The sequence below is a fragment of the Streptomyces tanashiensis genome (assembly GCF_014648895.1).
GTDB classification, from domain to species: Bacteria; Actinomycetota; Actinomycetes; order Streptomycetales; family Streptomycetaceae; genus Streptomyces; species Streptomyces tanashiensis.
This window is the reverse complement of record NZ_BMRZ01000002.1, coordinates 466900-489997: the sequence shown is the minus strand read 5'-3', so window position 1 is coordinate 489997 and position 23098 is coordinate 466900. Positions and strand designations below refer to the sequence as shown.

The following is a 23098-nucleotide window of genomic DNA, read 5'->3' as shown; positions in this document are numbered from 1 at the left end:
GGTCGTGCTCCCTCCAAGGGAGGCCTGCGCGCCGACGGGCGACAGCCGCACGGGGTCGGAAGGCGAGCCCTACGCGTCCTGGACGACCGGCTCGGCGACGAAGAGGGGGATCTCCCGGTCGGTCTTGTGCTGGTAGTCGGCGTAGTCCGGGAACGCGGCGACCGCCCGCTCCCACCACGCCTGGCGCTCCTCGCCGGTGACGATGCGGGTCTTCATGTCCCACGCGCGCGTGCCGTCGCGCAGTTCGACCAGGGGGGTGGCGACCAGGTTGTGGTACCAGACGGGGTGCTTGACCGCGCCGCCGTTGGACGCGACGAGTGCGTACGCGCCCTCGTGCTCGACCCGCATGAGCGGGGTCTTGCGGAGCTTGCCGCTCTTGGCGCCGAGGTTCGTGACCAGGACGACGGGGAGGCCCCGCATCGTCGTGCCCCGGGTGCCGCCTGATGATTCGTACAGCTCGACCTGGTCGCGCACCCACTTCGTCGTGCTGGGCTCGTACTCGCCTTCTAGGGGCATGGGTGTGCGTCCTTTCGGATGACGTCCGGCGTCGCCGGCCTGCTTGCCCCCGACGCTATCCGACCGCTCGCGCCTCCGGAGGGAGACGTTCCGCCGGAGCGTCGCCCCTACCGCCCCGCCCGCGCCGCGCGTGCTCGGCCGAGGATCCGGCGGCCCCGGTTCCCGGCCACGGAAGCGCCTCTTCCGGCCACCTGTTCCGGCTTCGACGCGGGTTCCGTTGCAGGCGTATGGCGGATGCATGACAAGACCCCAACTCCCTTGAGACCACGCCCGTGGAGCGGCCAGGCTGCTGATCACGCCGGGACCGGACACACCGGTCCCGACCGTGTACGTGGCCCCACGTGCACCCCCCCACAGTCGCGCCGCCCCACCCTTCGGGCGCGACGCCCATGAGGAGGACTCCCTCGCAATGGCACTCCCGAAGAGCAACAAGACCCGCCTCGCCGTGACGGCCTCCGCCGCGACCGCCGCCGCCCTGCTCGGGACCTTCGCCGCCGTCCCGGCCCAGGCCGCCCCCGCCGAGGGCACCGTCCTCGCCGCCGGCTCGGCCGACGCGATCCCCGGCAGCTACATCGTCACCCTCAAGCACGGTGCGGGTTTCAAGGCCGCCTCGGCCAAGGGCCGGAACCTCATAGCCGGCTACGGCGGCACGGTCCGCAAGACCTTCGGCTCCGCCATCAACGGCTACACGGCGACCCTCGGCGCGACGGAGGCCCGCCGCCTCGCCGCAGACCCGGCCGTCGCCTCCGTCGAGCAGAACCAGGTCGTCCGCGCCGACGCGACCCAGTCCAACGCGCCCTGGGGCCTGGACCGCATCGACCAGGCCAGCCTGCCGCTGTCCGGCACGTACACCTACCCCGACAGCGCCGGCGCCGGCGTCACCGCCTACGTGATCGACACCGGCGTGCGGATCACCCACTCCGAGATCGCCGGGCGCGCCGTGAACGGCTACGACGCCGTCGACGGCGACAACGTCGCCCAGGACGGCAACGGGCACGGCACCCACGTCGCCACGACCATCGCCGGCTCCACCTACGGCGTGGCCAAGTCGGCGAAGATCGTCGCCGTCCGCGTCCTCGACAACAACGGCTCCGGCACCACCGCCGGTGTCATCGCGGGCATCGACTGGGTCACCGCGAACCACACCGCCGGCGCCCCCGCCGTGGCCAACCTCTCCCTCGGAGGCGGCGCCTCCACCGCCCTCGACAACGCGGTGAAGAACTCCATCGCCGACGGCGTCACCTACGCGGTCGCCGCGGGCAACTCCGGCGTCAACGCCTCCTCCTCGTCGCCCGCCCGCGTCGCCGCCGCCATCACGGTCGGCGCCACCGGCAGCACCGACGCCAAGGCCGGCTGGTCCAACTACGGCTCGGTCCTCGACCTCTTCGCCCCCGGCGTCTCCATCACCGCGGGCTGGAACACCGGCGACACCGCCACCAACACCATCTCGGGCACCTCGATGGCCACCCCGCACGTGGCCGGCGCCGCCGCGATCTACCTCGCCGGCCACACCTCCGCCACCCCGGCCCAGGTCGCCACCGCCCTGGTCAACGGCGCCACGCCCAACAAGGTGACCAGCCCGGGCAGCGGCTCCCCGAACCGCCTCCTGAGGATCGTCCCGTAGCCACGGACACGGAACCGCCCCGGAGGCAGCCGGCGCCTCCGGGGCGGTTCCCCCTCTCGTGACGTGGAGCTCCGCCGCGTCGGGTCAGGACGAGGGCCGCAGCACGGTCTGCCGTGTCATCCGGGCCAGTTGCTCGATGTCGGCGTGCGGCATGTCCGAGGCCTTGAACGTCACCGAACCCATGCTCCCCTTGTCCGCCCAGAAACAGATGGCCTTCGGCGTCCCCGTGAGGTCCTCGACGTACCGGGAGCACTGCATCCAGCCGCCGTACGCGCCCGCGTCCGCCGTCCAGGTGTCATCGGCCGAGGTCACGCCGGGCGTCTCCGACAGGAGCGTGTGACTGTCCCGCACCAGGGCGGCGGAGGCGTCGTGGAAGTCGCCGATGGACGCGGTGACGGTGAGCTCGGACCCGTCGCCCGCGCCGCCCGTGTAATAGTGCGTGAACGCGGCCTCGATCCGCCCGCCCGGGGCGCCCGCCGCGGCGGCGCCGAGCCCCTCGCCCATGTCCATCCGCGTCATCCCGCGGAAGCCGTACGGGGCGACCGCCTCGTACCGCGGATACGCGGTGTACTCGGCGTGCGTCAGGACGACGGTCGTCACGAGGGCGCCGAGGGTGACGGCGGCACCGGCGCCGATGAGGGCCAGTTCGCGCCGCGCGTACCGCGGTACGGCGGACAAGGACGACTCGGCGGGGACGGGCCCCGCGTCCACCGCGCCCGACGCCCGCTCGCCGCCACGGGCGCGCGCTCCGCGCAGGAGCAGCCGCAGCGCCAGGAGCGGAAGGTCGAGGAGCAGGCCGACCGCCCACGGGATCCAGAAGGGGAACGGGCCGAGCAGATGTCGCGCGAGCAGGAGCGCGGCGACGGCCAGTGAGGCGACGAACAGATACTTCGGCGTGCGGCGGACGAGGAGGCGCAGCGGTGCCCGGCCGGGGCGGGCCAGGGCGGTGAGCGTCGCGTCCAGCACCGCAAGCCGGCGGTCGTGCGGCGCGAGGGCCGCCTGCTGCCGGGCCTCCTTCTCCGCAGCCTCCGGTGAGGCGGCGGTCGTGAGCGCCTGGACGACGTCATGACGCTGCACCCGGGCGGCCGACGGTCCCTTGCCCGCGGCCGCGGCGAGGACCGAGGTCGACGCGGCGGCCCGCCGCAGCTGCGGGGAGTCGGGCGCCAGCTCCCGGAGCCGCTCCAGGAGGGCGGGGCCGCGTGCGTGGCGGCCGGGCCGGTCCAGGGCGTCGGAGCGCAGGCAGAGTTCGGCGTACCCGGCGAGGAGATCGACGTGGTCGGGGAAGGTGTCGAGGGCCCGGCGGAAGACCCGCTCGGCGTCGTCGTCATGGTCGTCCTCGTCCTCGGCCATGTGCGCGCGGGCGAGGACGAGGAGGAGCTGCGGTTCGGGACCGTCCGTCTCCAGGGCCGCTTCCGCGGCCTTCCGCGCCTCCGCGTACCGGCCGGCGGCGATCAGCGCGGCCGCGTGAGCGCATGCGGACGCGGCGTCTTCTTCGCTGTGCAAGAGTCCCCACCCCTGATGTTTCGGCCGAAGGTTCCCGGCCAAGAGGCGTCACTATCGCTCGCGACGGAATCCCTGGTCAACCGGGTTCCGAGGGCTCGGGGGCGAGGGTGAGGGAAGATCGTCGATACGACCGCCCGGTTCCGGCCCCTTCAGGAGCATCTGGTGCACACCCTCGCGTACGACGACGTCAAGACCGCCGCCGACCGGATCGGCGGCCACGTCCGCCCCGTCACGGTCACCCCCGCCGACCCCGCGAGCGAGCCGTACGAACTCCACCTCGCGCTGGAGCTCATGCAGCACACCGGCTCCTTCAAGGCCCGCGGCGCGCAGAACTTCCTCCTCGCCCACCGGGAGGAAGGCACCCTCCCGGCCGCCGGGGTCACCATCGCCTCCGGCGGCAACGCGGGCCTGGCCTGCGCCTGGGCGGCCCGCCGGCAGGGAGTCAGGGCGACCGTCTTCCTCCCCGCCACCGCACCCCGGGTGAAGGTCGACAGACTGCGCGGCTACGACGCCGACGTACGGCTCGTCGGCACGGAGTACGCCGAGGCGCTCGCCGCCTGCGAGGCGTTCGCGGCCGACACCGGGGCGCTCGCCTCCCACGCCTACGACCACCCCCTGATCGCCGCGGGGGCCGGCACCCTCCTCGACGAGATCCACCGGAGGATCCCGGACCTCGACACCGTCGTCGTCTCGGTCGGCGGCGGCGGACTCTTCGCCGGTGTCGCGACCGCCGCCCGGCACCACGGCATCCGCACCGTCGCCGTCGAACCCGAGAACTGCCGCGCCCTCGACGCCGCAGTCCGGGCCGGTCACCCCGTCGACGTGACGGTCGACTCGATCGCCGCCGACGCCCTCGGCGCCCGCCGCGCCACCTCCCTCGCCGTGAGCGCCGCCCAGGAGGAAGGGGTTCACTCCGTCCTCGTCACGGACGCCGACATCGTCCGCGCCCGCCGGACCCTGTGGGACGACCGCCGCCTCGCCGTCGAACACGCCGCCGCCACGGCCCTGGCCGCCCTCACCGCCGCGTCCGACGGCCGAACCGCCGGGCCCGCCTACCGCCCGGCACCAGGCGAGAAGATCTGCGTCGTCCTCTGCGGCGCCAACACCGACGCCGCGGACCTCACGCGGCCGGCACCGACCACCGGAACCCGCTGAGGGATCGCCCGTCGGACAGGACTTCAGGGCCGGACGGACGGCGACGGCTCGCTCGGGCCGCGGAGCGGCAGCGGGCGGCTGAAGACGAGATTGGTGGTCGTGCTGCCGAACTCCGCGAGCGCGTCGACGATCTGCTCCAGATGGGCCATCGACGTGGCCGCCACCTTCAGGACGTAGCAGTCGTCGCCGGTCGTACGGAGACACTCCAGGATCTCCGCACGCTCGCCGAGCAGCCGGCGCAGCGGCTCGTGCCGGGTCCCCGGGTACTTCAGCCGGACGACGGCGAGGACCGCGTACCCGATCCGCTCCAGATCCACCTCCGCCCGGTAGCCCGTGATCACCCCGGACTCCTCCAGACGGCGCACCCGCTCCTTCGTCGCCGAGGCGCTCAGGTTCACCCGCCGTGCCAGCTCCGTGTACGCGATCCGGCCGTCCCGCTGAACCTCTGTCAGGATCGCCCAGTCCGTCACGTCAAGACTCTCGGTCATCTGATCAGATTACCGGCGGATCCACGGCCGAACGGCCCCTGAACAGGCGGGAATCACTTCAGACCGCCCCTCATGCCTGGCTAGCCTGTGCCGCGTGAAGATCGGAGTCAACATCCTCAACTTCGGCCCCGGCGCCGATCCCGGCATCCTGCGCGACTGGGCCCGGACCGTCGAAGGCCTGGGCTACGACCTGCTGATGGTCTCGGACCACATCGCCATCACCCCCGACGTCGCCGAGCGCTACCCGGCCCCTTCTACGAACCGTTCACCACCCTGTCGTGGCTGGCCGGCGTCACCACCCGCGTCCGGCTCGGCACGACCGTCCTCATCGCCCCCTACCGGCACCCGCTCCTCACCGCCCGCATGGCGGCCAACCTCGACGCCCTCAGCGGCGGGCGGCTCGTCCTCGGAGTGGGAGTGGGCTGGGCACGCCAGGAGTTCGCCGCCCTCGGCATCCCGTTCGAACGGCGAGGACGGCTCACCGACGAGCACCTCCACGCCCTGCGCGAGGCCTGGGCCGACACCGCCGCCTACGGAGACCACCCGATTCCGGTCTGGATCGGCGGCCACAGTGACGCGGGACTGCGCCGCGCCGTGCGGTTCGGGGACGCCTGGCACCCCCTGCGCCGCACCCTCGGGCAGCTGCGCGAAGGCGCCGCGAGGATGCGGGAGCACGCGGACGAGCAGCGGCTCCCCACGCCCGCCCTGGCGCCTCGCATCGCCCTCAGGCTGACCACGGCACCGGTCGGCGGACCGGACCGCCTCGCCGGGGAGGGCACGATCGAACAGATCATGGACGACCTCGACCGACTGCGGCTGATGGGCGCCGACACCGTCGTCCTCGACCCGTACGGCGGGGACCCGAACGAGACCACCCACCCGCAGACGGCCTGGCAGGCACTCGCCACCGTCGCCGCCCACCTCTCCCCGCACCACACCCGAACGGAGCCGTCATGACGACAGCAGACGACCACACCCTCCTCCGCCGCGCCATCGCCCTCGCGGCCACCGCACGCGACGGCGGCGACCCGCCGTTCGGCTCGCTCCTCGCGGCACCGGACGGAACGATCCTGGCCGAAGAACACAACACCACCCTCACCGACCGGGACATCACCGCCCACCCCGAGCTCAAGCTCGCACGGTGGGCGGCCCGGGAACTGGACCCCGCCACGGCGGCCGAGACCACGATGTACACCAGCTGCCAGCCGTGTGGCATGTGCGAAGCGGCCATCCGGCAGGCGGGCCTCCGCCGGGTCGTGTACGCGCTGTCCAACGAACAGCTTCTCGACATCCGCCCCGGCAGCGGCCGCCCGCCCGTACCGCAGGACGGACCCGCACTGCTCGACGAGGTACGGGCCGTGGTCCAGGGCTACTACCGCTGACCCGCGACGGCGGCCCCCACCGCTCCGCCGCGAGACGCGACCCCGGATGCGTCAGGATGGGGACATGACCGAGATCCTCACCCCCCGGCTCCTGCTCCGCCGCTGGAGCGACGACGACCTCGTCCCGATGGCGGAGATCAACGCCGACCCCGAGGTCATGCGGTGGATCGGGGACGGCTCGGTGCGGGACCTGGAGCAGACCGCCGAGGCCATCGAGCGGTGCGAGGAGGAGTGGGACGAGGAGGGCTTCGGGCTCTTCGCCGTCGAGCTCCTCGGCTCCGGCGAGCTCATCGGCTTCGCGGGGCTCTCCGTGCCGGACTTCCTGCCGGAGGTGCTGCCCGCCGTGGAGATCGGCTGGCGCCTCGGCCGGCAGTTCTGGGGCCAGGGGTACGCCTCCGAGGCCGCCCACGCGGTCCTGGAGTTCGCCCTCCAGGACCGCGGGCTCGACCGGGTGGTCGCCATCACGCACATCGGCAACCGGGCCTCCGAGAACGTCATCCGGAAGCTCGGCATGACGCCGGAGCGCGAGACGGACCACCCGGTCTTCGGCGTTCCCCTGCGGCTCTACGCCATCGACCTCACCGAGTACCAGGCGTGATCACCGGGGCCCGGCCGGAGCGCCGTCAGTGGCGCTCGGGCAGGTCCCGCTCCGCGGGCAGCGACGAGAAGTCACCGGCCGCGGGCGAGGCGGAGGCGCGCGAGGACGGCGCCACCGCCGGCTTCTTGCCGCAGAAGGCCGCCTCCAGGGTGCCGCCGAGCGCGGTGTTGGCGGCGCCGTGGTTCGAGGTGTTCGCCAGGGCGGACAGGCTGCGCCGCCCGTCGCGGGTCGAGAAGGCGTACGTGTAGAAGCCCTGCACGGTGCCGGTGTGCCCGTACACCTGAGTGCCGCAGGACAGGTCGTAGCGGCGCAGGCCCAGACCGTAGAACCGGGTGTTCGTCGTGTCCGTCGGCGTGACCGTCGTCATCGCCTCCAGCATCGCCGGGGACAGCAGACGGCCGCGCATGAGCGCGCTGGTGAAGGTGTTCAGATCGGCGGGGCTGGAGATGACGGCACCGGCCGACTGCGCCCAGGACACGGTCTGCTCCGTGGAGTCCACGAGCGGGTCGCCCTCCGCGTCCGGGTGCAGATAACCCCGCACGTGCAGGCCCTTGATGCGCGTGTCGGGGTGGACGTACGAGGTCTTGGTCAGCTTCAGCGGCTTGAAGATGCGGCGCTCGTACGCGTCGGACACCGGCCGGCCCGTGAGCTTCTCGATGAGCATGCCGACGACCACGAAGTTGGCGTTGGAGTACTTGTACGCCACGCCCGGCTCCGTGGTGCGGGGCTCGCTCAGGGAGAGGTCGACGAGCTCCTGGTAGCCGAACACCCGGTTCCGCACGGCCTCGAAGCCCGGCACGGTGTCGTTGAACATCGCGTCCGTGTAGTCGGCGAGCCCGCTGCGGTGGGTCAGGAGGTGGCGGACCGTGATGCGATCGTCGGGGAGCAGTCCGGGCAGGTACCGGTTGACCGGAGAGTCGAGTTCCAGCCGGCCCTCCTCCACCAGCTGCAGGAGCACGACCGTGGAGAACGTCTTGCTGACGCTGCCGATACGGAAGCGCGCGTGGATGTCCATCGGCGCCCCCGACGTCCGGTCCTGGACGCCGACGGTCCGGCTCTGGACGCCCTTGGGGCCGGTGAACCGGGCCATCGCCCCCGGTGCGCCGTTGGCCATGGCCGAGTCGAGCGCGGCGACCACGCCCGCCATGTCGGGGGTGGGAGCCGCGGGCGAGGCCGTCGCGGCGGGAGAGAGGGGAGTGGCGAACGCACTGGTGGCAGGGACGACACCCGCCGCGAGCGCGGCGATCAGGGTGGCGCTCACGGCCATCCGGCGGTGCGACGACAGAGGCACGGCGGTTCCTCGACTTCTTCCGAATCATCAGGTGCGGCACTCGGCGGGGGTGGGCCGCGGGGCGGGGCCCGCGTGCGGTCGCGCGTGGCCCCCTGTGTTCACCGATCATGAGTCCCGCCGTCGGCGAACGGTTCCCGACACGGGCGACGACTTCCGGACGGCCTAGTTCCGTCCCGCTGTTGGGCGACTGCCCAGCGCGACCCCGGCAGGACTGGGCTCCTGCCGACAGACAACCGCCCCGGAGAGCTCGATCATTGCGCTGGTCACGCTTGCGAGGACGCGCAACGTGCGGCACACGAGAAGGAGTTCCTATGAATCGGAGATGGGGCCGCGCACTCGGCGGCCTGCTGCTCGCCCTCCTGATGGCGGCGTACGCCGGGCCGGGCACCGCCGGCGCGACGGAGGCGGCGACCGGCCGGATCCCGTCGGTCGGCACCGCCTGGGACCAGCCGGGGCCGTACGAGGTCGCCGTCGACATCGAGGTGGTGCACACCTTCTACCACCCGAAGGACATGGGACAGCGAGGAGAGCTGCACCCGGTGGTGATCTGGGGCAACGGCACCGGCGCCGTGCCCGGGATCTACAGCTCGCTGCTGCGCCACTGGGCGAGCCACGGCTTCATCGTCGCCGCCGCCAACACCCCCACCTCCAACTTCGCCATCAGCATGCGCGCCGGCATCGACGTCCTGGAGCAGCGGAACGCCGACAGCTCCAGCCCCTTCTACCGGAAGGTGGACCTCGAACACATCGGCTCCGCCGGCCACTCGCAGGGCGGCGCGGCCGCGGTCAACGCCGCGCTCGACCCCCGGGTCGACACCGCCGTCCCCATCCAGCCGGGACCGCTGACCGACCCCGACCTGATGGACGAGCCCGTCTTCTACCTGGCCGGCCAGCGCGACCTGACGGTGTGGCCGGCCCTCGTGAAGGCGCTGTACCGGGACTCGTCCCACGTCCCCGCCGTCTACGGCGAGGTCCGCGGCGCCGGGCACCTGAGCTCCATCGGGGACGGCGGCGACTTCCGCGCACCGACCACGGCCTGGCTGCGGTTCTGGCTGATGGGCGACGAGAACGCCCGCGGGACGTTCTTCGGGCCGGGCTGCGGCTCCTGCACGGACAGCGAGCTGTGGTCCGGCTGGGACCGCAACACGCGGGCACTCCAGATCCCGGGCCCCACGGCCTGACGGCAGGCCACCCCGTACGACGGGCTCCGTCCGGGCCGGAGCGGGCTTCGGTCCGCTCCGGCGCCGCTGACCAGCGCGGACACCCGGCCGCGTACCCTCGTGGACGTGTCAGCTTCACGTCTCCACCGCGTCGCCGTCCTCGTCCTCGAAGGCGCGAAACCCCTCGACGTCGGAATCCCCGCGCAGGTGTTCACGACCCGGGCGAGCATGCCCTACGAGGTACGGGTCTGCGGCGCCGAACCCGGGGTCGTGGCCGGCGGCGACGGCCTGTCCTACCAGGTCGCCCACGGTCTGGAAGCACTCGCCTGGGCCGACATCGTCTTCGTCCCCGGCTACCGCCATCCCGACCGCGAGGACCCGCCGCGCGCCGTCGTCGACGCGCTGATCGCCGCCCACGCGCGCGGGGCACGGCTCGCCGCCATCTCGACGGGAGCTTTCGCCCTGGCCGCCACGGGCCTCCTCGACGGCAGACGCGCCACGACGCACTGGCACTACGCGCGGGCACTCGCGGCCATGCGCCCGCTGATCGACGTCGACGAGAACGTCCTCTTCGTCGACGAGGGCAGCGTGCTCACCTCCGCCGGCGCCGCCTCCGGCATCGACCTCTGCCTCCACATCCTGCGCGGGGACCTCGGCGTGGCCGCCTCGAACCACGCGGCCCGGCGCCTCGTCGCCGCCCCGTACCGCAGCGGCGGCCAGGCGCAGTACGTGCCGCGCAGCGTGCCGGAGCCGCTCGGCGAGCGGTTCGCCGCCACCCGCGAATGGGCACTGCACCGGCTCGGCGAACCCCTCACCCTGGAGATCCTCGCCCGGAACGCGGCCGTGTCACCGCGCACGTTCTCGCGCCGGTTCGTCGAGGACACCGGCTACACACCGATGCAGTGGGTCATGCGCGCCCGCATCGACATGGCCCGTGAACTGCTCGAACGCTCCGAGCGGGGCGTCGAGCAGATCGCCGCCGACGTCGGCCTGGGCACCGGAGCCAACCTCCGCCTGCACTTCCAGCACATCCTGGGCACCACGCCGAGTGACTACCGGCGCACCTTCGCACAGGGGGAATAGACCGCCTTGTCGGGAGCGGAAGGGGTCCTTGGCGCGATACTTGCGGACCATGGCGATCACGCCGCTGGTTGAGGCGTGCGTTCCGCGCGAACCTGGGTGGCGAATCGGAAGGTCGGAAGGGACACCGCTCATGACTCGCATCGCCATCAATGGTTTCGGTCGCATCGGACGCAACGTGCTGCGTGCGCTCCTGGAGCGCGACACCGACCTCGAGGTCGTCGCCGTCAACGACCTGACGGAGCCCACCGCCCTCGCGCGGCTCCTCGCCTTCGACTCCACGTCGGGCCGTCTCGGCCGTCCGGTGACGGTCGACGGCGACACCCTCGTCGTCGACGGCCGCCGCATCAAGGTGCTCGCCGAGCGCGAGCCGGCGGACCTCCCCTGGGCCGAGCTCGGCGTGGACATCGTCCTCGAGTCGACCGGCCGCTTCACCTCGGCCAAGGCCGCCCGCGCGCACCTCGACGCCGGTGCCAGGAAGGTGCTCGTCAGCGCGCCCGCCGACGGCGCCGACGTCACCCTCGCGTACGGCGTGAACACCGACGCGTACGACGCCGAACTGCACACGATCGTCTCGAACGCCTCCTGCACGACCAACGCGCTCGCGCCCCTCGCGAAGGTCCTCGACGACCTCGCCGGCATCGAGCACGGCTTCATGACGACGGTCCACGCCTACACGCAGGAGCAGAACCTGCAGGACGGCCCGCACCGCGACCCGCGCCGCGCCCGCGCCGCCGGCGTCAACATCGTGCCGACCTCCACGGGCGCCGCGAAGGCCATCGGCCTCGTGCTGCCGAACCTGGACGGCAAGCTGTCCGGCGACTCGATCCGCGTGCCCGTCCCGGTGGGCTCGATCGTCGAGCTCAACACGACCGTCGCCCGCGACGTGACCGTCGAGGACGTCCTGGACGCCTACCGCAAGGCGGCCGAGGGCCCGCTGGCCGGTGTCCTGGAGTACTCGGAGGACCCGCTGGTCTCCGCCGACATCGTCGGCAACCCGCACTCGTCGATCTTCGACTCGGCCCTCACCCGCGTCGAGGGACGCCACGTCAAGGTCGTCGCCTGGTACGACAACGAGTGGGGCTTCTCGAACCGCGTGATCGACTCCCTCCAGCTGCTCGCCGGCTGACGACCGCACGAACGACCGGCTCCACCCGCGCGGTGGCAGCGGGCCCCTCACACGCCGACTCCGACCGCACGGGAGTCGGCGTGTGACGTGTTCCCGGACGGGCCTCGGCGCGTCCGGTCACCTCACCCGACCGGAAAACCGCTCGCACCGCCCGCGGGCCGGGTGACAGGGTGCGGTGCATGGCACCCCAGTACCAGATCCGTGCCGACCACGACGCTCGTACGATCGTGGTCCACCAGGCCTACTCGCCCGCCATCGCCGACGCCGCGCTGCGCGCGGGGCGCTTCGTCGCTCCGTTCTCGTTCCAGCGGATGACGTGGATCAAGCCGTCCTTCCTCTGGCTGATGCACCGCAGCAACTGGGCCCGCAAGTCAGGCCAGGAGAGGATCCTCGCGGTGCGGATCACCCGTGAGGGATGGGAGGAGGCCCTGTCCCGGGCCGTGCTGACGACCGGTGACCCGGCGGCCCTGGCACAGGCGGCCGTGCACGTCCAGTGGGACCCGGAGCGCTCGGCCCGCGGGGCGGCGCTGAACCACTACAGCATCCAGGTGGGGATCAGCCGCCACCTGATCCGCGCGTTCAACGACGACTGGATCGTCAGCCTCACCGACGTCACTCCCCAGGTCCGCAAGGCCGCGACGCTGATGCGCAGCGGACGTGCGGCCGCGGCACAGGCGCTGTTTCCCACCGAGCGCGCGTACCCGCTGTCCCCGACGCTGGAAGGCCGCCTGTATCCGAGGGGATGACGAGCGGACGGTCGGGCTCTCCGGGAGCCGCCGGCCCGACCGGACACCGCACCGTGGCGAAGCTCGGGCCACCTACCGGCCCTCGACACGAACACCCGTCAGGCGCCCGCTCCTTCGCTGCGGCGGTCACGCGAGAGGGCGTTGTCAGTGCCCTGCGACAGGATGGTGGGCATGACGACAACGCCCGCCGTAGAGGCGCATTTCAGCCTGTCCGACCGTGCCGCGTACGAGGCCGCGATCGCGCGCCTGCGCGAGGCGTCCCGCACGTACTACGGCGAGGGCTACAGCGTCGTGGACGACGCCACGTACGACCGGCTCCGGCTCGCCGTGCTGGCCTGGGAGGCGGAGCACCCCGAGGACATCGCCCCGGACTCGCCCGCCGATCAGGTCGCCGACGGAGCCGCCCCCGCCGGGGACGTCCCGCACACCACCCGGCTGCTCAGCCTCGACAACGTCTTCGCGCCCGAGGAACTGGTCGCCTGGGGCGCCTCGCTCCAACGACGTCTGGGACACGAGCCGGCCGGGGGTTTCACCGTCGAGCCGAAGATGGACGGCGCGGCCGTCGCCGCCCGATACCGCGACGGACGCCTGGTGCAGATCATCACCCGTGGCGACGGTTCGCGGGGCGAGGACGTCAGCCACGTCATCGGGACGATCGTGGGCCTCCCCGAGCAGCTGCCCGTGCCCGCCACCTTCGAGGCGCGCGGCGAGGTTCTCTTCACCCAGGAGCAGTTCGAGGCCGCGAACGAGACACGGATCGCGCACGGCGGGGACGTCTTCGCCAATCCGCGCAACGGAGCCGCCGGCACGCTGCGGGCGAAGGACCGGCCCTACCGGCTGGCGATGACCTTCTGGGCGTACGGCGCCGTCGAGCTGGACGGCGTGGCGTTCCTGCCCGCCGGGGCCGGTCACGCCGAGACGCTCGCCGCCGTGGCGGCAGCGGGGGTGCGGACCACGGCGGACACTCCCGCCGGGCTCCACGTGGTCACCGGTCTCGCCGAGGCCCAGGAGCGGGTCGACGCGATCGCCGCGATGCGCGCGGCCCTGCCGTTCGGCATCGACGGCGTCGTCATCAAGGCCGACAGCGCCGGCGAGCAGGCGACGGCGGGCTTCGGCAGCCGGTTCCCGTACTGGGCGATCGCCTACAAGCTTCCGGCCGTCGAGCGCCAGACGGTCCTGGAAGACGTCTTCTGGGAAGTGGGCCGTACGGGTGTGCTCGCCCCCACGGCCGTGCTCGCCGCCGTCGAGCTGGACGGGTCCACCGTCACCCGCGCCACCCTGCACAACCCCGCCGACATCCTCCGGCGGGACCTCCACATCGGTGACACCGTGACCGTCCACAAGGCCGGCGACATCATCCCGCGCGTCGAGGCGGCCGTCGTCGAGCTCCGCCCGCAGGGGGCCGTGCCGGTCCCCCTGCCCGAGGCGTGCCCCCACTGCGGCGGGGAGATCGACAAGAGCCAGGAGCGCTGGCGCTGCGCGAAGGGCACCGCCTGTGCTCTGGCGCCGCTGATCGAGTACGTCGCCGGGCGGGACATCCTCGACATCGACGGTCTCGGCAGGAAGTACGTCGACGCGCTGATCGCCGCCGGGGCCGTCGGCGACGTCGCGGACCTCTTCACCCTCACCGAGGAGCAGCTCACCACCGCCTCCGGCAGCGCCAAGCGCGGCGCGAAGCTGGCCGAGCAGATCCGGCTCGCCAAGTCCCGTCCGCTCAGCCGGGTCTTCTGCGCGCTCGGCGTGCCGGGCACCGGCCGCAGCATGTCCCGGCGCATCGCCGCGCACTTCGGCACGATGGAAGCCATCCGCGCGGCCGACGCGGACGTCCTGCAGGAGGTCGAGGGCATAGGCCCGGAGAAGGCGCCGGTCATCGTCGAGCAGGTCGCCGTGCTCGCCCCGGTGATCGACAAGCTGATCGCGGCGGGCGTCGGCATGACGGAGCCGCGGCAGGAGGAGGCCGAGGACGCGGCCGAAGGCCCGCTGAGCGGGAAGACCGTCGTCGTGACGGGGAAGATGACCGGTCCGCTGGACGGCTGGGGGCGCTCCGAGATGGGCGCGCTCATCGAGAAGGCCGGGGGACGCCTGGGCAGCGGAGTCAACTCCAGGACCACGTACCTGGTCGCGGCGCCGTCCGCGAGCGGCAAGCCGAGCTCGAAGGCCGTCAAGGCCCAGGAGCTGGGCGTCGAGGTCCTCACCCCGGAGGACTTCGCCACGCTGGTGGCCGCGTACGTGGACTGAGCCGCACGCCCGCCGGCGACGGTACGGGCCGAACGCGAGGGCGGGGGTCAGGCGCCGCCGTTCCTCGGGCGGGGGACGGCCGCCGTACGGGGGAGCCGTGGCGGGCTGCCGAAGCGGACCGGTACGCCCGGTGAGTACAGCACGCTCACGGGCTCCCCGACGGGACGGCGCAGCCCGGCGGCCGCGAGGAGGCTCTCGTCGCAGGCGAGGAGACGGGCACGGTGCAGCGGCCAGCGGGGGTGGGTGTTCGGGAGGTAGAGAGGGCGCCCGCGGAAGGAGCTGTGCATCCCCCAGCGGGCGGTCAGGAAGTGTTCCAGGGCCGTCGGCTCCTCGACCCGCTCGCCGATGTCCACGCTGATCGCGCTGTGGGCCCCGCGCGGCCCCGGCCACCGCCGCCTGCTGGTGTACGTCAGCGTGGAGCCGTCGTTCCGGACGGTCATCTTCGACCACACGTAGGGGATGCGGAACGCCCACCGCCCGACGGTCACGGGGACGAGGCGGGACGCGTCGAGCGAGCGGAACACCACACCGCGGCGCCCGTGGGCGTCCACGGAGTACAGGCGCACGTTGGTCTCGGGGAAGCTCCCGAGGTAGGGGACCCCGGGAAGGCGGAACCAGCCGACGCGGTGCATCCGGAACGCGACGAGGCCCACGTAGGTGACCCCGTCGAGGGTGTCGGGCACGGTCCCGGCCGGAAGGAGCGGGGCCACCTCGGCGGGATCCACGGCCCAGTGCAGGAAGGCCAGGTCGAGCCAGGACTGGGTGAGCAGGGTGAGGTCCGTGCGGTGCGGCGGGTCGGCCGATATGGGTTCGGGCTCCACGGCGGGCGGCGTCTGCGGCATCGCAGCAGTATCCAGGATCGGCGGGGCCGGGTCGGGTCAGACCTCGAGTTCGACGTCCGTGAGCGGATAGGCGACGCAGGAGTGGGTGTAGCCCGCCGGTGGGTCCGACAGGCGCAGCCGGGCCTCCTCGGCGGTGTGGACGGCGCCCTTGACCACCCTGATGCGGCAGAGCCCGCACTCGCCCGAGCGGCACGCGGCCTCGGGGCGGACGCCGGCGTCCTCCAGGGCGTCGAGCAGGGGGCGGCCGCGCCGGGTGGGGAAGGTGATCCCCCGGGCGGTGACGGCGACCTCCTCGGCGGGATCCGTGTCGGCGGGCCAGTGGGGCTGCCGGGTGGGGTCGGCCGGGGCTCCGTTGGCCTCGAAGCGGATCCGGCGGCGGGGATGGCCGAGGGCGGTGAGCTGGTCGAGGGCGTACGGGTAGAGGGCCTGGGGCCCGCACACGTACACCGTGCGCCGGCCGAGTGGACCGGTCAGCGTGCTGATCAGTCCGGCGGTGAGGAATCCCGTGGGCCCCGCCCAGTCGGCGCCCGGGTCCTGGAGGACGTGGTCGACCCTGATGCGGGGGTCGTCGGCGGCGAGCGCGTCGAGCTCCTCGCGGAACACGATGTCGCCGAGGTCACGTGAGCCGTAGAGGAGGTGGAAGCGGCGCCCCAGGCCGCGGTCGACGATCTCGCGGATCATGCTCATGGCGGGGACGACACCGGAGCCGCCGGCCAGGAACACGAGGTCGTCCCCGTGGAAGAGCGGGTTGTGGTGGAAGGTGCCGAGGGGCCCGCTGGTGGTCAGGGGGTCGCCCGCGGCAAGGGTGTCGACCAGGTGGTTGCTGATCCGGCCACCGGCGACCCGGCGCACCGTCAGGTCGTAGTGGTCGAGCCGCGCGGGGCTGGAGGAGAGAGCGTAAGGGCGGCTGGTGCCGTCCGCGTACACCGCCACGTACTGCCCGGCGAGGAACGGCGGCAGGTCGCCGCCGTCGGTGCGCCGCAGCCGGAAGGTGCGGGTGCTGGGCGTCTCCTCGATGACCTCGGAGACCGTGAGAGCGAGGCGCTTCGGGTGGTACGTGTCGATCGCGCGGCGGGTGCGCAGGACGGGGTCGGCGGCGCCGGCATCGTGTGCGGCGGTGTCCGCCTCACGTGACGCGATCTCGTTCTCGATCTGTTCGGCGCCGTCGAAGAGGTCGGCCAGAGGGTGCTTCACGGTGGTCTCCGTGATCCTTGGGGGCTACAGGAAGGCAGGGGGGTGCTGTCGGAAGGGGGATCAGGCGGCCCGGGCGCGGAGGAGACGGCGGGCCACGCGCGCACCCGCTTCGAGGGTCGGCTGGAAGCCGCCCATGGAGGACCACGAGCCCACCAGGTGGAGTCCGGGCACGTGGCTGCGGCGCTCGTTGTCCCGGAACTGCCAGGTGTCGGTGACGTCCTGGTCGTAGCCGTAGATCGCCCCGCCGGGGTGGCCGAGGTAGCGGGCCATGGTCAGCGGCGTGGCCACGTCCACCTCCTCGATCGCGTCGCGGATCCCCGGAGTGATGTGCTCGACGAGGTCGAGGAGCGTCTGCGCGTAGTCGTACTTCACGCGCGCGTAGGCATCGGCAGGGACGCCGTCCCACACGTCGGCGTACTGCAGGGTCATCAGGCTCACGTGCGTGGCACCGGCGGGGGCGAAGCCGATGGGAGCCACGTCGTACGAGCTGACGCAGATGCCCCGGGCGGGCTCCAGGGAGCGCGTCGACGCGTAGGTGCGCTCGTGGTCGGTGTCGACGTTGACGAAACTGGTGCTGGTGGTGAATCCGAGCTCGGCCGGAGTCGCGTCGAGGCCCATGTGGAGCACGAAGCCGGAGACCCCGAGGCGGCGGCTCGCGAGGTCGGTACGGACGGCGCCGGGGAGGTCGGTCCCTTCGAGCATGCCGTAGGTGACGGGCAGGGAGGCGTTGGAGACGACATCGGCTGCGCCGGCCTCCTCGCCGTCGTCGAGGCGCACGCCGACGACGCGCCCGCCGCGGGTCAGTACGGCCTCGACAGCGGTGTGGAAACGCACCTCGCCGCCCGCCCTGAGGAAAGCGCCCAGGATCGCGGTGGACATGGCCTGCGAACCGCCGCGCACGTGCCAGGGCTTGAACTCGAAGTAGGCGAAGAGCACCATCGCCAGGTCCTGGAAGGCCATCCGTGACGGGGGCTGGCCGACGTAGGTCCAGTAGAGGGACAGGACGGACTTGAGGTCCGTGTCCGTGAAGTGCTCGTCGAGGACGTCCTCGACCGGCCGCAGGGCCTGCCGGAAGAGCACCGGGTCGACCTGCTCGGCCGGAGTGCCGCGCATCGCCGCGACCTGCCAGAAGGCGACGTTCCGCACGAGGTCGAAGAACTTCTCGACGCGGGCCCGGTTCCCGGGGAAGGCCTGCTCCAGGGCGTCGGTCGCGGCCCCCCACTCCGCCGGAAGGGTCACGTCGTACCGACCTGGCACGACCGCCCGGTACAGGTCGTGTTCCCGTACGAAGTCCAGCTCGTCGGCGACGCCGAGCCCCTCGAAGAGGCCGCGCAGCGAGAACGCCTGGCCCTGCGCCCCGATGCCGGAGAGCTGGTGCAGGGCCACCTCGAACTCGTACCGCCCGCGCCGGAAGGAGGTGGCGCAGCCGCCCGGTACGTTGTGCCGCTCGACCAGGAGGGTCCGTACCCCAGCCCGCTGGAGTGTGGCCGCGGCGGTCAGGCCGGCGTTTCCGGCGCCGATGACGATCGCGTCGTAGTCGCCGCTCACGCCCGGTCCGCCTGCGCGGCGCCGGCGGCCTCCGCGGCTCCTGCGGATTCGGAGGCTCCTGCGGCTCCTGCGGCTCCTGCGGTTTCTGTGGCTCCTGCGGCTCCTGCGGCTCCTGTGGCTTCGGCGGATTCGGCTGCTTGAGCGGCTTCGGCGGCGATGCGGCCGAACTGCGCCCCCATCGCCTCGGCCAGCGCCTGCGCGGCGGAGAGGGGCCGGACCATGACCATGAAGTCGTCGATGAGGCCGTGCTCGTTCAGGTGGAGGAAGTCGCAGCCGGTGATGGCGCGGTCGCCGACGCGCGCCTCGAAGACGAGGGCGTGGTCGCGGCCGTCCTCGCCGGTGATCTCCCGGACGTAACGGAAGTCGGTGAAGACGCGGGAGACTCCGCGCAGGATGGCCGCCGTGATCGCCTTGCCGGGGTAGGGCTTGAAGGCGACGGGGCTGGTGAAGACGACATCCTCGGCGAGCAGGGCCTCGATCGCCGCGTGGTCGTTCGCCTCGACGGCCTGACGGAAGGACTTCATATGCAGCTCCGCAGCTAGTCAACTAAGTGAGTAGGTGAGGAGGAGGCTAGTGACGAGGGGTGGCCGTGTCCAGGGTTTGGCTATACAACTATTTGTATAGGCGGAGGGGTGGTTCGGCCGAGGAGCCCCGCGAGGAGTGCCTCGGTCGCCGGGCCGAGGAGTTGCCGGGGCTCGGGTGCGCTCTCCAGGCCGACGACGAGGGCGATCGCGATGTCGGCCGCTTCGGCGGGCTCGATGTCCCCGGACGTACCGGCCTCGGTGAACAGGCTGACGAGCAGCCGCCGCAGGTCCTTGGTGAAACCGCCGCAGATGCCGCCGAAGAGGCGCGCCTTGGTGTCGATCAGCTCGGCGGTGTGCGGTGAGGCCCCGCTGAGCTCCAGGACGAGGTCGAGCTTGGCGGCGAGGACGCCCCGGATGCGTTCCGCGTGCGGGGCGTCCTCGTCGGCCGCCGAGCGCCGGGCCCGCGCGAGCGCCCGGTCGTGCAGGCGCTCGGCGAGCCGGCGGAAGGCGTCGTCCTTGCTGCGGACGTACTGGTAGACCGCTGACCGGGACACGCCCATGGTGGTGGCGATGTCGTCCATCGTGGTGCGCCGTACGCCGTACCGCGTGAGGCAGTCGTACGTGGCGTCGAGGACCTCGTCGAGCCGGTCCGTACTCATGGGGGTCAGGCCAGCTTCTTGAGCAGCTCCGCGGCGAGCGGCGCGGAGGAGGCGGGGTTCTGGCCGGTGACCAGGTTGCCGTCGACGACCACGTGCGGGGCCCACGGCTCGGCGACCTGGACGTCCACGCCGGCCTCGACGAGGCGGGTCTCCAACAGCCACTTCGCCCTGTCGGCGAGACCGGCCTGGGTCTCCTCGGCGTTGGTGAAGGCGGCGACCTTGCGGCCGGCGAACGCGTTCGAGCCGTCGGCGTCCGTGGCGGCGAGGAGCGCGGCCGGGCCGTGGCAGACCACGCCCAGGGGCTTGCCCGACCGCAGGGTGTCGACCAGCAGCCTGCCGGAGACCGGGTTCACGGCGAGGTCCTCCATGGGGCCGTGGCCGCCGGGGTAGAAGACGGCGTCGTAATCGGCCGGACGGACGTCCTCCAGCTTGACGGGGTTCTTGATCTCGCTGAGGGAGGCGAGCGCTGCGGCGACCTTGTCCGCGCCTTCCTGCCCACCGTTGACCTCGGGAGCGAGGCTGCCCGCGTCGACGGTCGGGACGACACCGCCGGGCGTCGCGACGACGACCTCGTGCCCGGCGGCCTTGAACGCCTCGGCCGGCGCGACGGCCTCCTCGGCCCAGAAACCGGTGGGGTGCTTGGTGCCGTCGGCCAGCGTCCAGTGGTCGACACCGGTCATCACGAAAAGGATCTTCGACATGGGGGAGCTCCAGGGGATGGCGGGCCCGGTCGGGGCCCGGAGTCGGGCGGGCGCACACTGACACTCTGGTCCGAGTGACGTTCTGCGGCGAGATCGTCAGTGCGGCGATGTCCTCGACAGTAGGTCGGCGACCCATAGGTATCCAATGAAGAAGCCAATGTCTGCCATAGGCATCCCAATGGCCCAGCCTGGAATAGGGGCAGGCCGGGGTAACGGTGAGTCGGAGGCCTTCAGCGGGTAGCCAGGCGTACGGCCTCGCCGCGCGTGCCGCCGACAACACCGGCGTCGGTCGATCCACACCGGGCACCCTGCCACGGGCGGGCGTGGCGAATCATCGCCAAGGGGCGGGGGACGTGGCGATCCCGGTCAGGAGGGTGGCCCGTCGACGGGGCATTGAGAGGATCGGCGAGTGGCTGCTCGGCGGTCGGTGGACGGCATCGGCGCGCGTGGCGAGCTCGTGTGGCCGGGACGGTTCGAGCGGCCGGTCGTGGTCGCAGACGACGTGGCCGTTGGGCACCTTGCGCCGTCCCGCCGTCGTCACCCGCTCCGTGAAGGACCCGACGCTCCTCCGTGGCGGGGACGCCTCCGTGGGAATGGGCGATCACCATCACCGGGCCGTCGATGCGCCGGAGGCTGTCCCGGATGGCGTCCGCGTCGAGCTCCGCGCGTGCGGAGTCCCAGCATCAGGCTCCGTGCCATGCTCCGTGGACCAGTGAGAAGGTCGGCCGGTCGGTGTCGGCGTTCATGGGCGGCCACCTTCGTCGCCCGAGTCGCCTGAGGGGCTGACGGCGCGTCGTGTGCGGCCCGCGAGCCAGACGGTGATCCGCTCCCGCATCTCGCGGTTGTTGTACGGACTGTCCCATTGCGCGCGCCATTCCAGATCCCGCAGGACGTTCTCCGAGCGGTCCGGATGGCCCACCGCGACCACGTCGACGCCCGCCTCGCCCGTCGAGCAACTGATGTACACGCTGCTGTCGAGAGCCAGCATGCCGAAGCCGGGGTGGCCCGCGCGGATGCCGAGGAACGCCGATCCCGCGCCCCGGCCCATGATGTCCCAGCGGTCCAGGAGCCGGACCCGGGCCCAGACCGCCGGTGCGGCACGGCGGCCATAGTGCTGGTTCCGCTTATGCAGGACGGCTTGGTGCGTGTGGGTGCCGTGGGGAAGCATGACGAGGAACTCACGCCGGTGGTCGAGTAGGCCCGTGGAGACCGCGAGCTCGTACCAGTCCTCGTTGAGTCGCTCGACGAGCCGTGGGGTCTCGTACGGGTGGGAGAAACGGCCGACGACGTCCTCGGGACGCGATCCGAAGACGAACGGTATCGTGCCGTCCGGTACCGCGTCCGGGATCACCTCGAGGCCGGCCCGCCGCAGCGGCCGGTACATCTTGCGTTCGCGCTCCTGAAGACCCATCGGTCACTGTTCTACCAGGACCGGCCCGCCCGGACCCTCCCGGCCCGGCGCCCAGCCGATGACCCTGTCGTGGACGGCGGTCTCCTCGGACGCCTCACCGAGCTGCTGCGCCGGCTCCGCGACGATGAGGGCAACGCGGGCCAGTCGTTCCCTCCCGCGGTACGGATGGTGTACTCGGCCACGACGGGGTCCTGCGGGGACTGTTGACCGGAGGGTTCGGCGAGAGCGGGCGTGAAGGCGTGAGGCGTGGCGTCGTCACCGCTTCCGGCCCGCCGGGCCAGGAGCTTCCTGAACATCCGCATGAATTCGCCTCTTTCCCATCCTGCCTGAACGCGCCGGCGGCGTCGTGTGCACAATCCACGGCATGAACTCCCCGTATGTCAACGAGGAACCCGCCGAGCACCGGCGCTTCGCGCGTCACCTGCAGGCTCTGGAGGCCGTGGCCGAGGAGTCCGAGGCCGAGCTGGTGGCCGCTGTCCTGCGCGACGAGGACGCCGCGATGGCGAACAGCGCGGTCCTCCGTCACCTGGACCGCCGGGCCGCCGGTCTCCTGGCCGGCCCCCGGTTCACCGCATGGGCGCAGGCCCTCGCCGAGGTGATGACGCAGCGCGAGTTCCTCACCCTCCGGCTCCGGGAGTGGACCCTGCTGCACACCATCGCCCTGGGCGGCCCGTGGGACGCCGAGAGTCTTACCGGTGCGTCCGACTGGCTCCAGCGCAAGGTGACAAGTACCGAGGCGGTCACGTCGGTTGAGGCCCTGAGGGTGCTCACCACGCAGGGGCGTACCCGCCGCGTCCGGCACGCGGCGAGTGTCCGCCTGCGGCACGCCGACCGACTCGACTGAGGCGGTCGGGAGGCCGCTTGGCCCCGCTGTCGTCCCTTGCACGGCCCCATCGCACCGACGAGGCAGGGGCGTTTGCCCGGAAGCCGTGGGCAGATCACTGTCCGGTCATCCACAACGATCCGTTGACGCATACATTGTCGGACGTGGAAATACCTACCGCCTTCCGCTGGGTGCTCCTCGCCCTGGCCGTTCTCCAACTGGTCTCTCTCCTCACCGTCCTGCGCCGGCTGCGCGCTGCCGAGCCGGCACAGCGCGTGGACGCGAGGATCGACGTGCTCGACTCCGTCAGCGGCTTCCTGCTCCTGGCCGGGCTCGGCTTCGCCCATCTCCCTGTCGGGGTCGTCGGCCTGGCCCTGATGGGACTCGCCATCCTGTTGAAGGGGGTCCGCTTCCTCCAGGCCCGTCGCAGCGCCTGACTCTCGACACGTCGGTCGGAATGCGTTCACGCTGCATACATCCCGGACC

22 protein-coding genes and 2 pseudogenes are annotated in these 23098 nt (G+C 72.3%); 13 read left to right on the top strand and 11 right to left on the bottom strand.

What is annotated here, in order from left to right; all coding sequences use genetic code 11:
- Positions 1–69: 69 nt before the first annotated feature.
- Positions 70–516: a nitroreductase family deazaflavin-dependent oxidoreductase gene (locus tag IE237_RS07865; protein WP_189801074.1), complete on the bottom strand. Its 447-nt coding sequence runs from the start codon at positions 514–516 to the stop codon at positions 70–72.
- A 409-nt stretch (positions 517–925) separates the two neighbouring features.
- Here IE237_RS07865 and IE237_RS07860 point away from each other — a divergent pair, with 409 nt between their 5' ends.
- Complete coding sequence (locus IE237_RS07860; protein WP_189801073.1) at positions 926–2140, top strand: S8 family peptidase; 1215 nt, start codon at positions 926–928, stop codon at positions 2138–2140.
- Positions 2141–2224: 84 nt separating this feature from the next.
- On the opposite strand, the gene IE237_RS07855 is transcribed toward IE237_RS07860, so the two are convergent.
- On the bottom strand, positions 2225–3643 hold the full coding sequence (locus IE237_RS07855; RefSeq protein ID WP_189801072.1) for a tetratricopeptide repeat protein: 1419 nt from the start codon (positions 3641–3643) through the stop codon (positions 2225–2227).
- 162 nt (positions 3644–3805) lie between these two features.
- On the opposite strand from IE237_RS07855, the gene IE237_RS07850 reads away from it, so the two are divergent.
- Positions 3806–4798 carry a serine/threonine dehydratase gene (locus tag IE237_RS07850; protein WP_189801071.1) on the top strand — a complete coding sequence of 331 codons (993 nt, stop codon included), beginning with the start codon at positions 3806–3808 and terminating at the stop codon, positions 4796–4798.
- A 23-nt stretch (positions 4799–4821) separates the two neighbouring features.
- On the opposite strand, the gene IE237_RS07845 is transcribed toward IE237_RS07850, so the two are convergent.
- Positions 4822–5286 (bottom strand): Lrp/AsnC family transcriptional regulator, encoded by a 465-nt coding sequence (locus IE237_RS07845; RefSeq protein WP_189801070.1) that lies wholly within the window; start codon positions 5284–5286, stop codon positions 4822–4824.
- 94 nt (positions 5287–5380) lie between these two features.
- Here IE237_RS07845 and IE237_RS07840 point away from each other — a divergent pair.
- The 3 genes and pseudogenes from IE237_RS07840 to IE237_RS07830 all read left to right on the top strand — a co-directional run bounded on the left by IE237_RS07840 (position 5381) and on the right by IE237_RS07830 (position 7266).
- Positions 5381–6243: pseudogene (locus IE237_RS07840) on the top strand (LLM class flavin-dependent oxidoreductase).
- Positions 6240–6668, top strand: a complete 429-nt coding sequence (locus IE237_RS07835; protein ID WP_189801069.1) for a nucleoside deaminase — start codon at positions 6240–6242, stop codon at positions 6666–6668. The pseudogene IE237_RS07840 and the gene IE237_RS07835 overlap by 4 nt, the downstream one beginning before the upstream one ends.
- A gap of 64 nt (positions 6669–6732) precedes the next feature.
- Complete coding sequence (locus tag IE237_RS07830; RefSeq protein WP_189801068.1) at positions 6733–7266, top strand: GNAT family N-acetyltransferase; 534 nt, start codon at positions 6733–6735, stop codon at positions 7264–7266.
- A 25-nt stretch (positions 7267–7291) separates the two neighbouring features.
- Here the strand turns inward: IE237_RS07830 and IE237_RS07825 are convergent, their stop codons facing one another.
- Positions 7292–8557, bottom strand: coding sequence for a serine hydrolase domain-containing protein (locus IE237_RS07825; RefSeq protein ID WP_229842421.1), 1266 nt, complete (start codon positions 8555–8557; stop codon positions 7292–7294).
- A 311-nt stretch (positions 8558–8868) separates the two neighbouring features.
- Between IE237_RS07825 and IE237_RS07820 the strand changes: the two genes are divergently transcribed.
- From IE237_RS07820 to ligA, 5 genes are all read left to right on the top strand, one after another.
- On the top strand, positions 8869–9738 hold the full coding sequence (locus IE237_RS07820; protein ID WP_189801067.1) for a poly(ethylene terephthalate) hydrolase family protein: 870 nt from the start codon (positions 8869–8871) through the stop codon (positions 9736–9738).
- Between the two features lie 105 nt (positions 9739–9843).
- A complete protein-coding gene (locus tag IE237_RS07815; RefSeq protein WP_189801066.1) occupies positions 9844–10800 on the top strand; it encodes a GlxA family transcriptional regulator in 957 nt (318 codons plus the stop codon).
- A gap of 130 nt (positions 10801–10930) precedes the next feature.
- Positions 10931–11926 carry a type I glyceraldehyde-3-phosphate dehydrogenase gene (gene gap, locus IE237_RS07810; protein WP_189801065.1) on the top strand — a complete coding sequence of 332 codons (996 nt, stop codon included), beginning with the start codon at positions 10931–10933 and terminating at the stop codon, positions 11924–11926.
- A 179-nt stretch (positions 11927–12105) separates the two neighbouring features.
- Positions 12106–12672 (top strand): DUF4291 domain-containing protein, encoded by a 567-nt coding sequence (locus IE237_RS07805; protein WP_189801064.1) that lies wholly within the window; start codon positions 12106–12108, stop codon positions 12670–12672.
- 171 nt (positions 12673–12843) lie between these two features.
- Complete coding sequence (ligA, locus tag IE237_RS07800) at positions 12844–14910, top strand: NAD-dependent DNA ligase LigA (RefSeq protein ID WP_189801063.1); 2067 nt, start codon at positions 12844–12846, stop codon at positions 14908–14910.
- Positions 14911–14957: 47 nt separating this feature from the next.
- Here the strand turns inward: ligA and IE237_RS07795 are convergent, their stop codons facing one another.
- From IE237_RS07795 to IE237_RS07765, 7 genes and pseudogenes are all read right to left on the bottom strand, one after another.
- Entirely contained in the window at positions 14958–15752 is a 795-nt protein-coding gene (locus IE237_RS07795) for a YqjF family protein (RefSeq protein ID WP_189801062.1), read from the bottom strand.
- A 36-nt stretch (positions 15753–15788) separates the two neighbouring features.
- Positions 15789–16946: a 2Fe-2S iron-sulfur cluster-binding protein gene (locus IE237_RS07790; protein WP_189801061.1), complete on the bottom strand. Its 1158-nt coding sequence runs from the start codon at positions 16944–16946 to the stop codon at positions 15789–15791.
- A 60-nt stretch (positions 16947–17006) separates the two neighbouring features.
- Positions 17007–18494 carry a phytoene desaturase family protein gene (locus IE237_RS07785; protein WP_189801060.1) on the bottom strand — a complete coding sequence of 496 codons (1488 nt, stop codon included), beginning with the start codon at positions 18492–18494 and terminating at the stop codon, positions 17007–17009.
- A gap of 140 nt (positions 18495–18634) precedes the next feature.
- Positions 18635–19018, bottom strand: a pseudogene (locus tag IE237_RS07780) (nuclear transport factor 2 family protein); the annotation flags it as partial.
- A gap of 80 nt (positions 19019–19098) precedes the next feature.
- Positions 19099–19677: a TetR/AcrR family transcriptional regulator gene (locus IE237_RS07775; RefSeq protein ID WP_189801058.1), complete on the bottom strand. Its 579-nt coding sequence runs from the start codon at positions 19675–19677 to the stop codon at positions 19099–19101.
- Between the two features lie 5 nt (positions 19678–19682).
- Positions 19683–20378 (bottom strand): type 1 glutamine amidotransferase domain-containing protein, encoded by a 696-nt coding sequence (locus IE237_RS07770; RefSeq protein ID WP_189801057.1) that lies wholly within the window; start codon positions 20376–20378, stop codon positions 19683–19685.
- A gap of 742 nt (positions 20379–21120) precedes the next feature.
- A complete protein-coding gene (locus tag IE237_RS07765) occupies positions 21121–21789 on the bottom strand; it encodes a hypothetical protein (protein WP_189801056.1) in 669 nt (222 codons plus the stop codon).
- Positions 21790–21858: 69 nt separating this feature from the next.
- Here IE237_RS07765 and IE237_RS07760 point away from each other — a divergent pair, with 69 nt between their 5' ends.
- From IE237_RS07760 to IE237_RS07750, 3 genes are all read left to right on the top strand, one after another.
- Positions 21859–21996, top strand: coding sequence for a hypothetical protein (locus tag IE237_RS07760; protein ID WP_189801055.1), 138 nt, complete (start codon positions 21859–21861; stop codon positions 21994–21996).
- 157 nt (positions 21997–22153) lie between these two features.
- A complete protein-coding gene (locus IE237_RS07755) occupies positions 22154–22633 on the top strand; it encodes a hypothetical protein (RefSeq protein ID WP_189801054.1) in 480 nt (159 codons plus the stop codon).
- 143 nt (positions 22634–22776) lie between these two features.
- Entirely contained in the window at positions 22777–23049 is a 273-nt protein-coding gene (locus tag IE237_RS07750; protein ID WP_189801053.1) for a hypothetical protein, read from the top strand.
- Positions 23050–23098: the final 49 nt, after the last annotated feature.

Bases quoted from the DNA above. Each gene is read 5' to 3' on its own strand.
- IE237_RS07830 (WP_189801068.1), top strand. From the start codon at position 6,733: ATGACCGAGATCCTCACCCCCCGGCTCCTGCTCCGCCGCTGGAGCGAC.
- gap (WP_189801065.1), top strand. From the start codon at position 10,931: ATGACTCGCATCGCCATCAATGGTTTCGGTCGCATCGGACGCAACGTG.
- IE237_RS07765 (WP_189801056.1), bottom strand. From the start codon at position 21,789: ATGGGTCTTCAGGAGCGCGAACGCAAGATGTACCGGCCGCTGCGGCGG.
- IE237_RS07860 (WP_189801073.1), top strand. From the start codon at position 926: ATGGCACTCCCGAAGAGCAACAAGACCCGCCTCGCCGTGACGGCCTCC.
- IE237_RS07795 (WP_189801062.1), bottom strand. From the start codon at position 15,752: ATGCCGCAGACGCCGCCCGCCGTGGAGCCCGAACCCATATCGGCCGAC.
- IE237_RS07865 (WP_189801074.1), bottom strand. From the start codon at position 516: ATGCCCCTAGAAGGCGAGTACGAGCCCAGCACGACGAAGTGGGTGCGC.
- IE237_RS07755 (WP_189801054.1), top strand. From the start codon at position 22,154: ATGAACTCCCCGTATGTCAACGAGGAACCCGCCGAGCACCGGCGCTTC.
- IE237_RS07835 (WP_189801069.1), top strand. From the start codon at position 6,240: ATGACGACAGCAGACGACCACACCCTCCTCCGCCGCGCCATCGCCCTC.
- IE237_RS07775 (WP_189801058.1), bottom strand. From the start codon at position 19,677: ATGAGTACGGACCGGCTCGACGAGGTCCTCGACGCCACGTACGACTGC.
- IE237_RS07805 (WP_189801064.1), top strand. From the start codon at position 12,106: ATGGCACCCCAGTACCAGATCCGTGCCGACCACGACGCTCGTACGATC.
- IE237_RS07770 (WP_189801057.1), bottom strand. From the start codon at position 20,378: ATGTCGAAGATCCTTTTCGTGATGACCGGTGTCGACCACTGGACGCTG.
- IE237_RS07820 (WP_189801067.1), top strand. From the start codon at position 8,869: ATGAATCGGAGATGGGGCCGCGCACTCGGCGGCCTGCTGCTCGCCCTC.
- ligA (WP_189801063.1), top strand. From the start codon at position 12,844: ATGACGACAACGCCCGCCGTAGAGGCGCATTTCAGCCTGTCCGACCGT.
- IE237_RS07845 (WP_189801070.1), bottom strand. From the start codon at position 5,286: ATGACCGAGAGTCTTGACGTGACGGACTGGGCGATCCTGACAGAGGTT.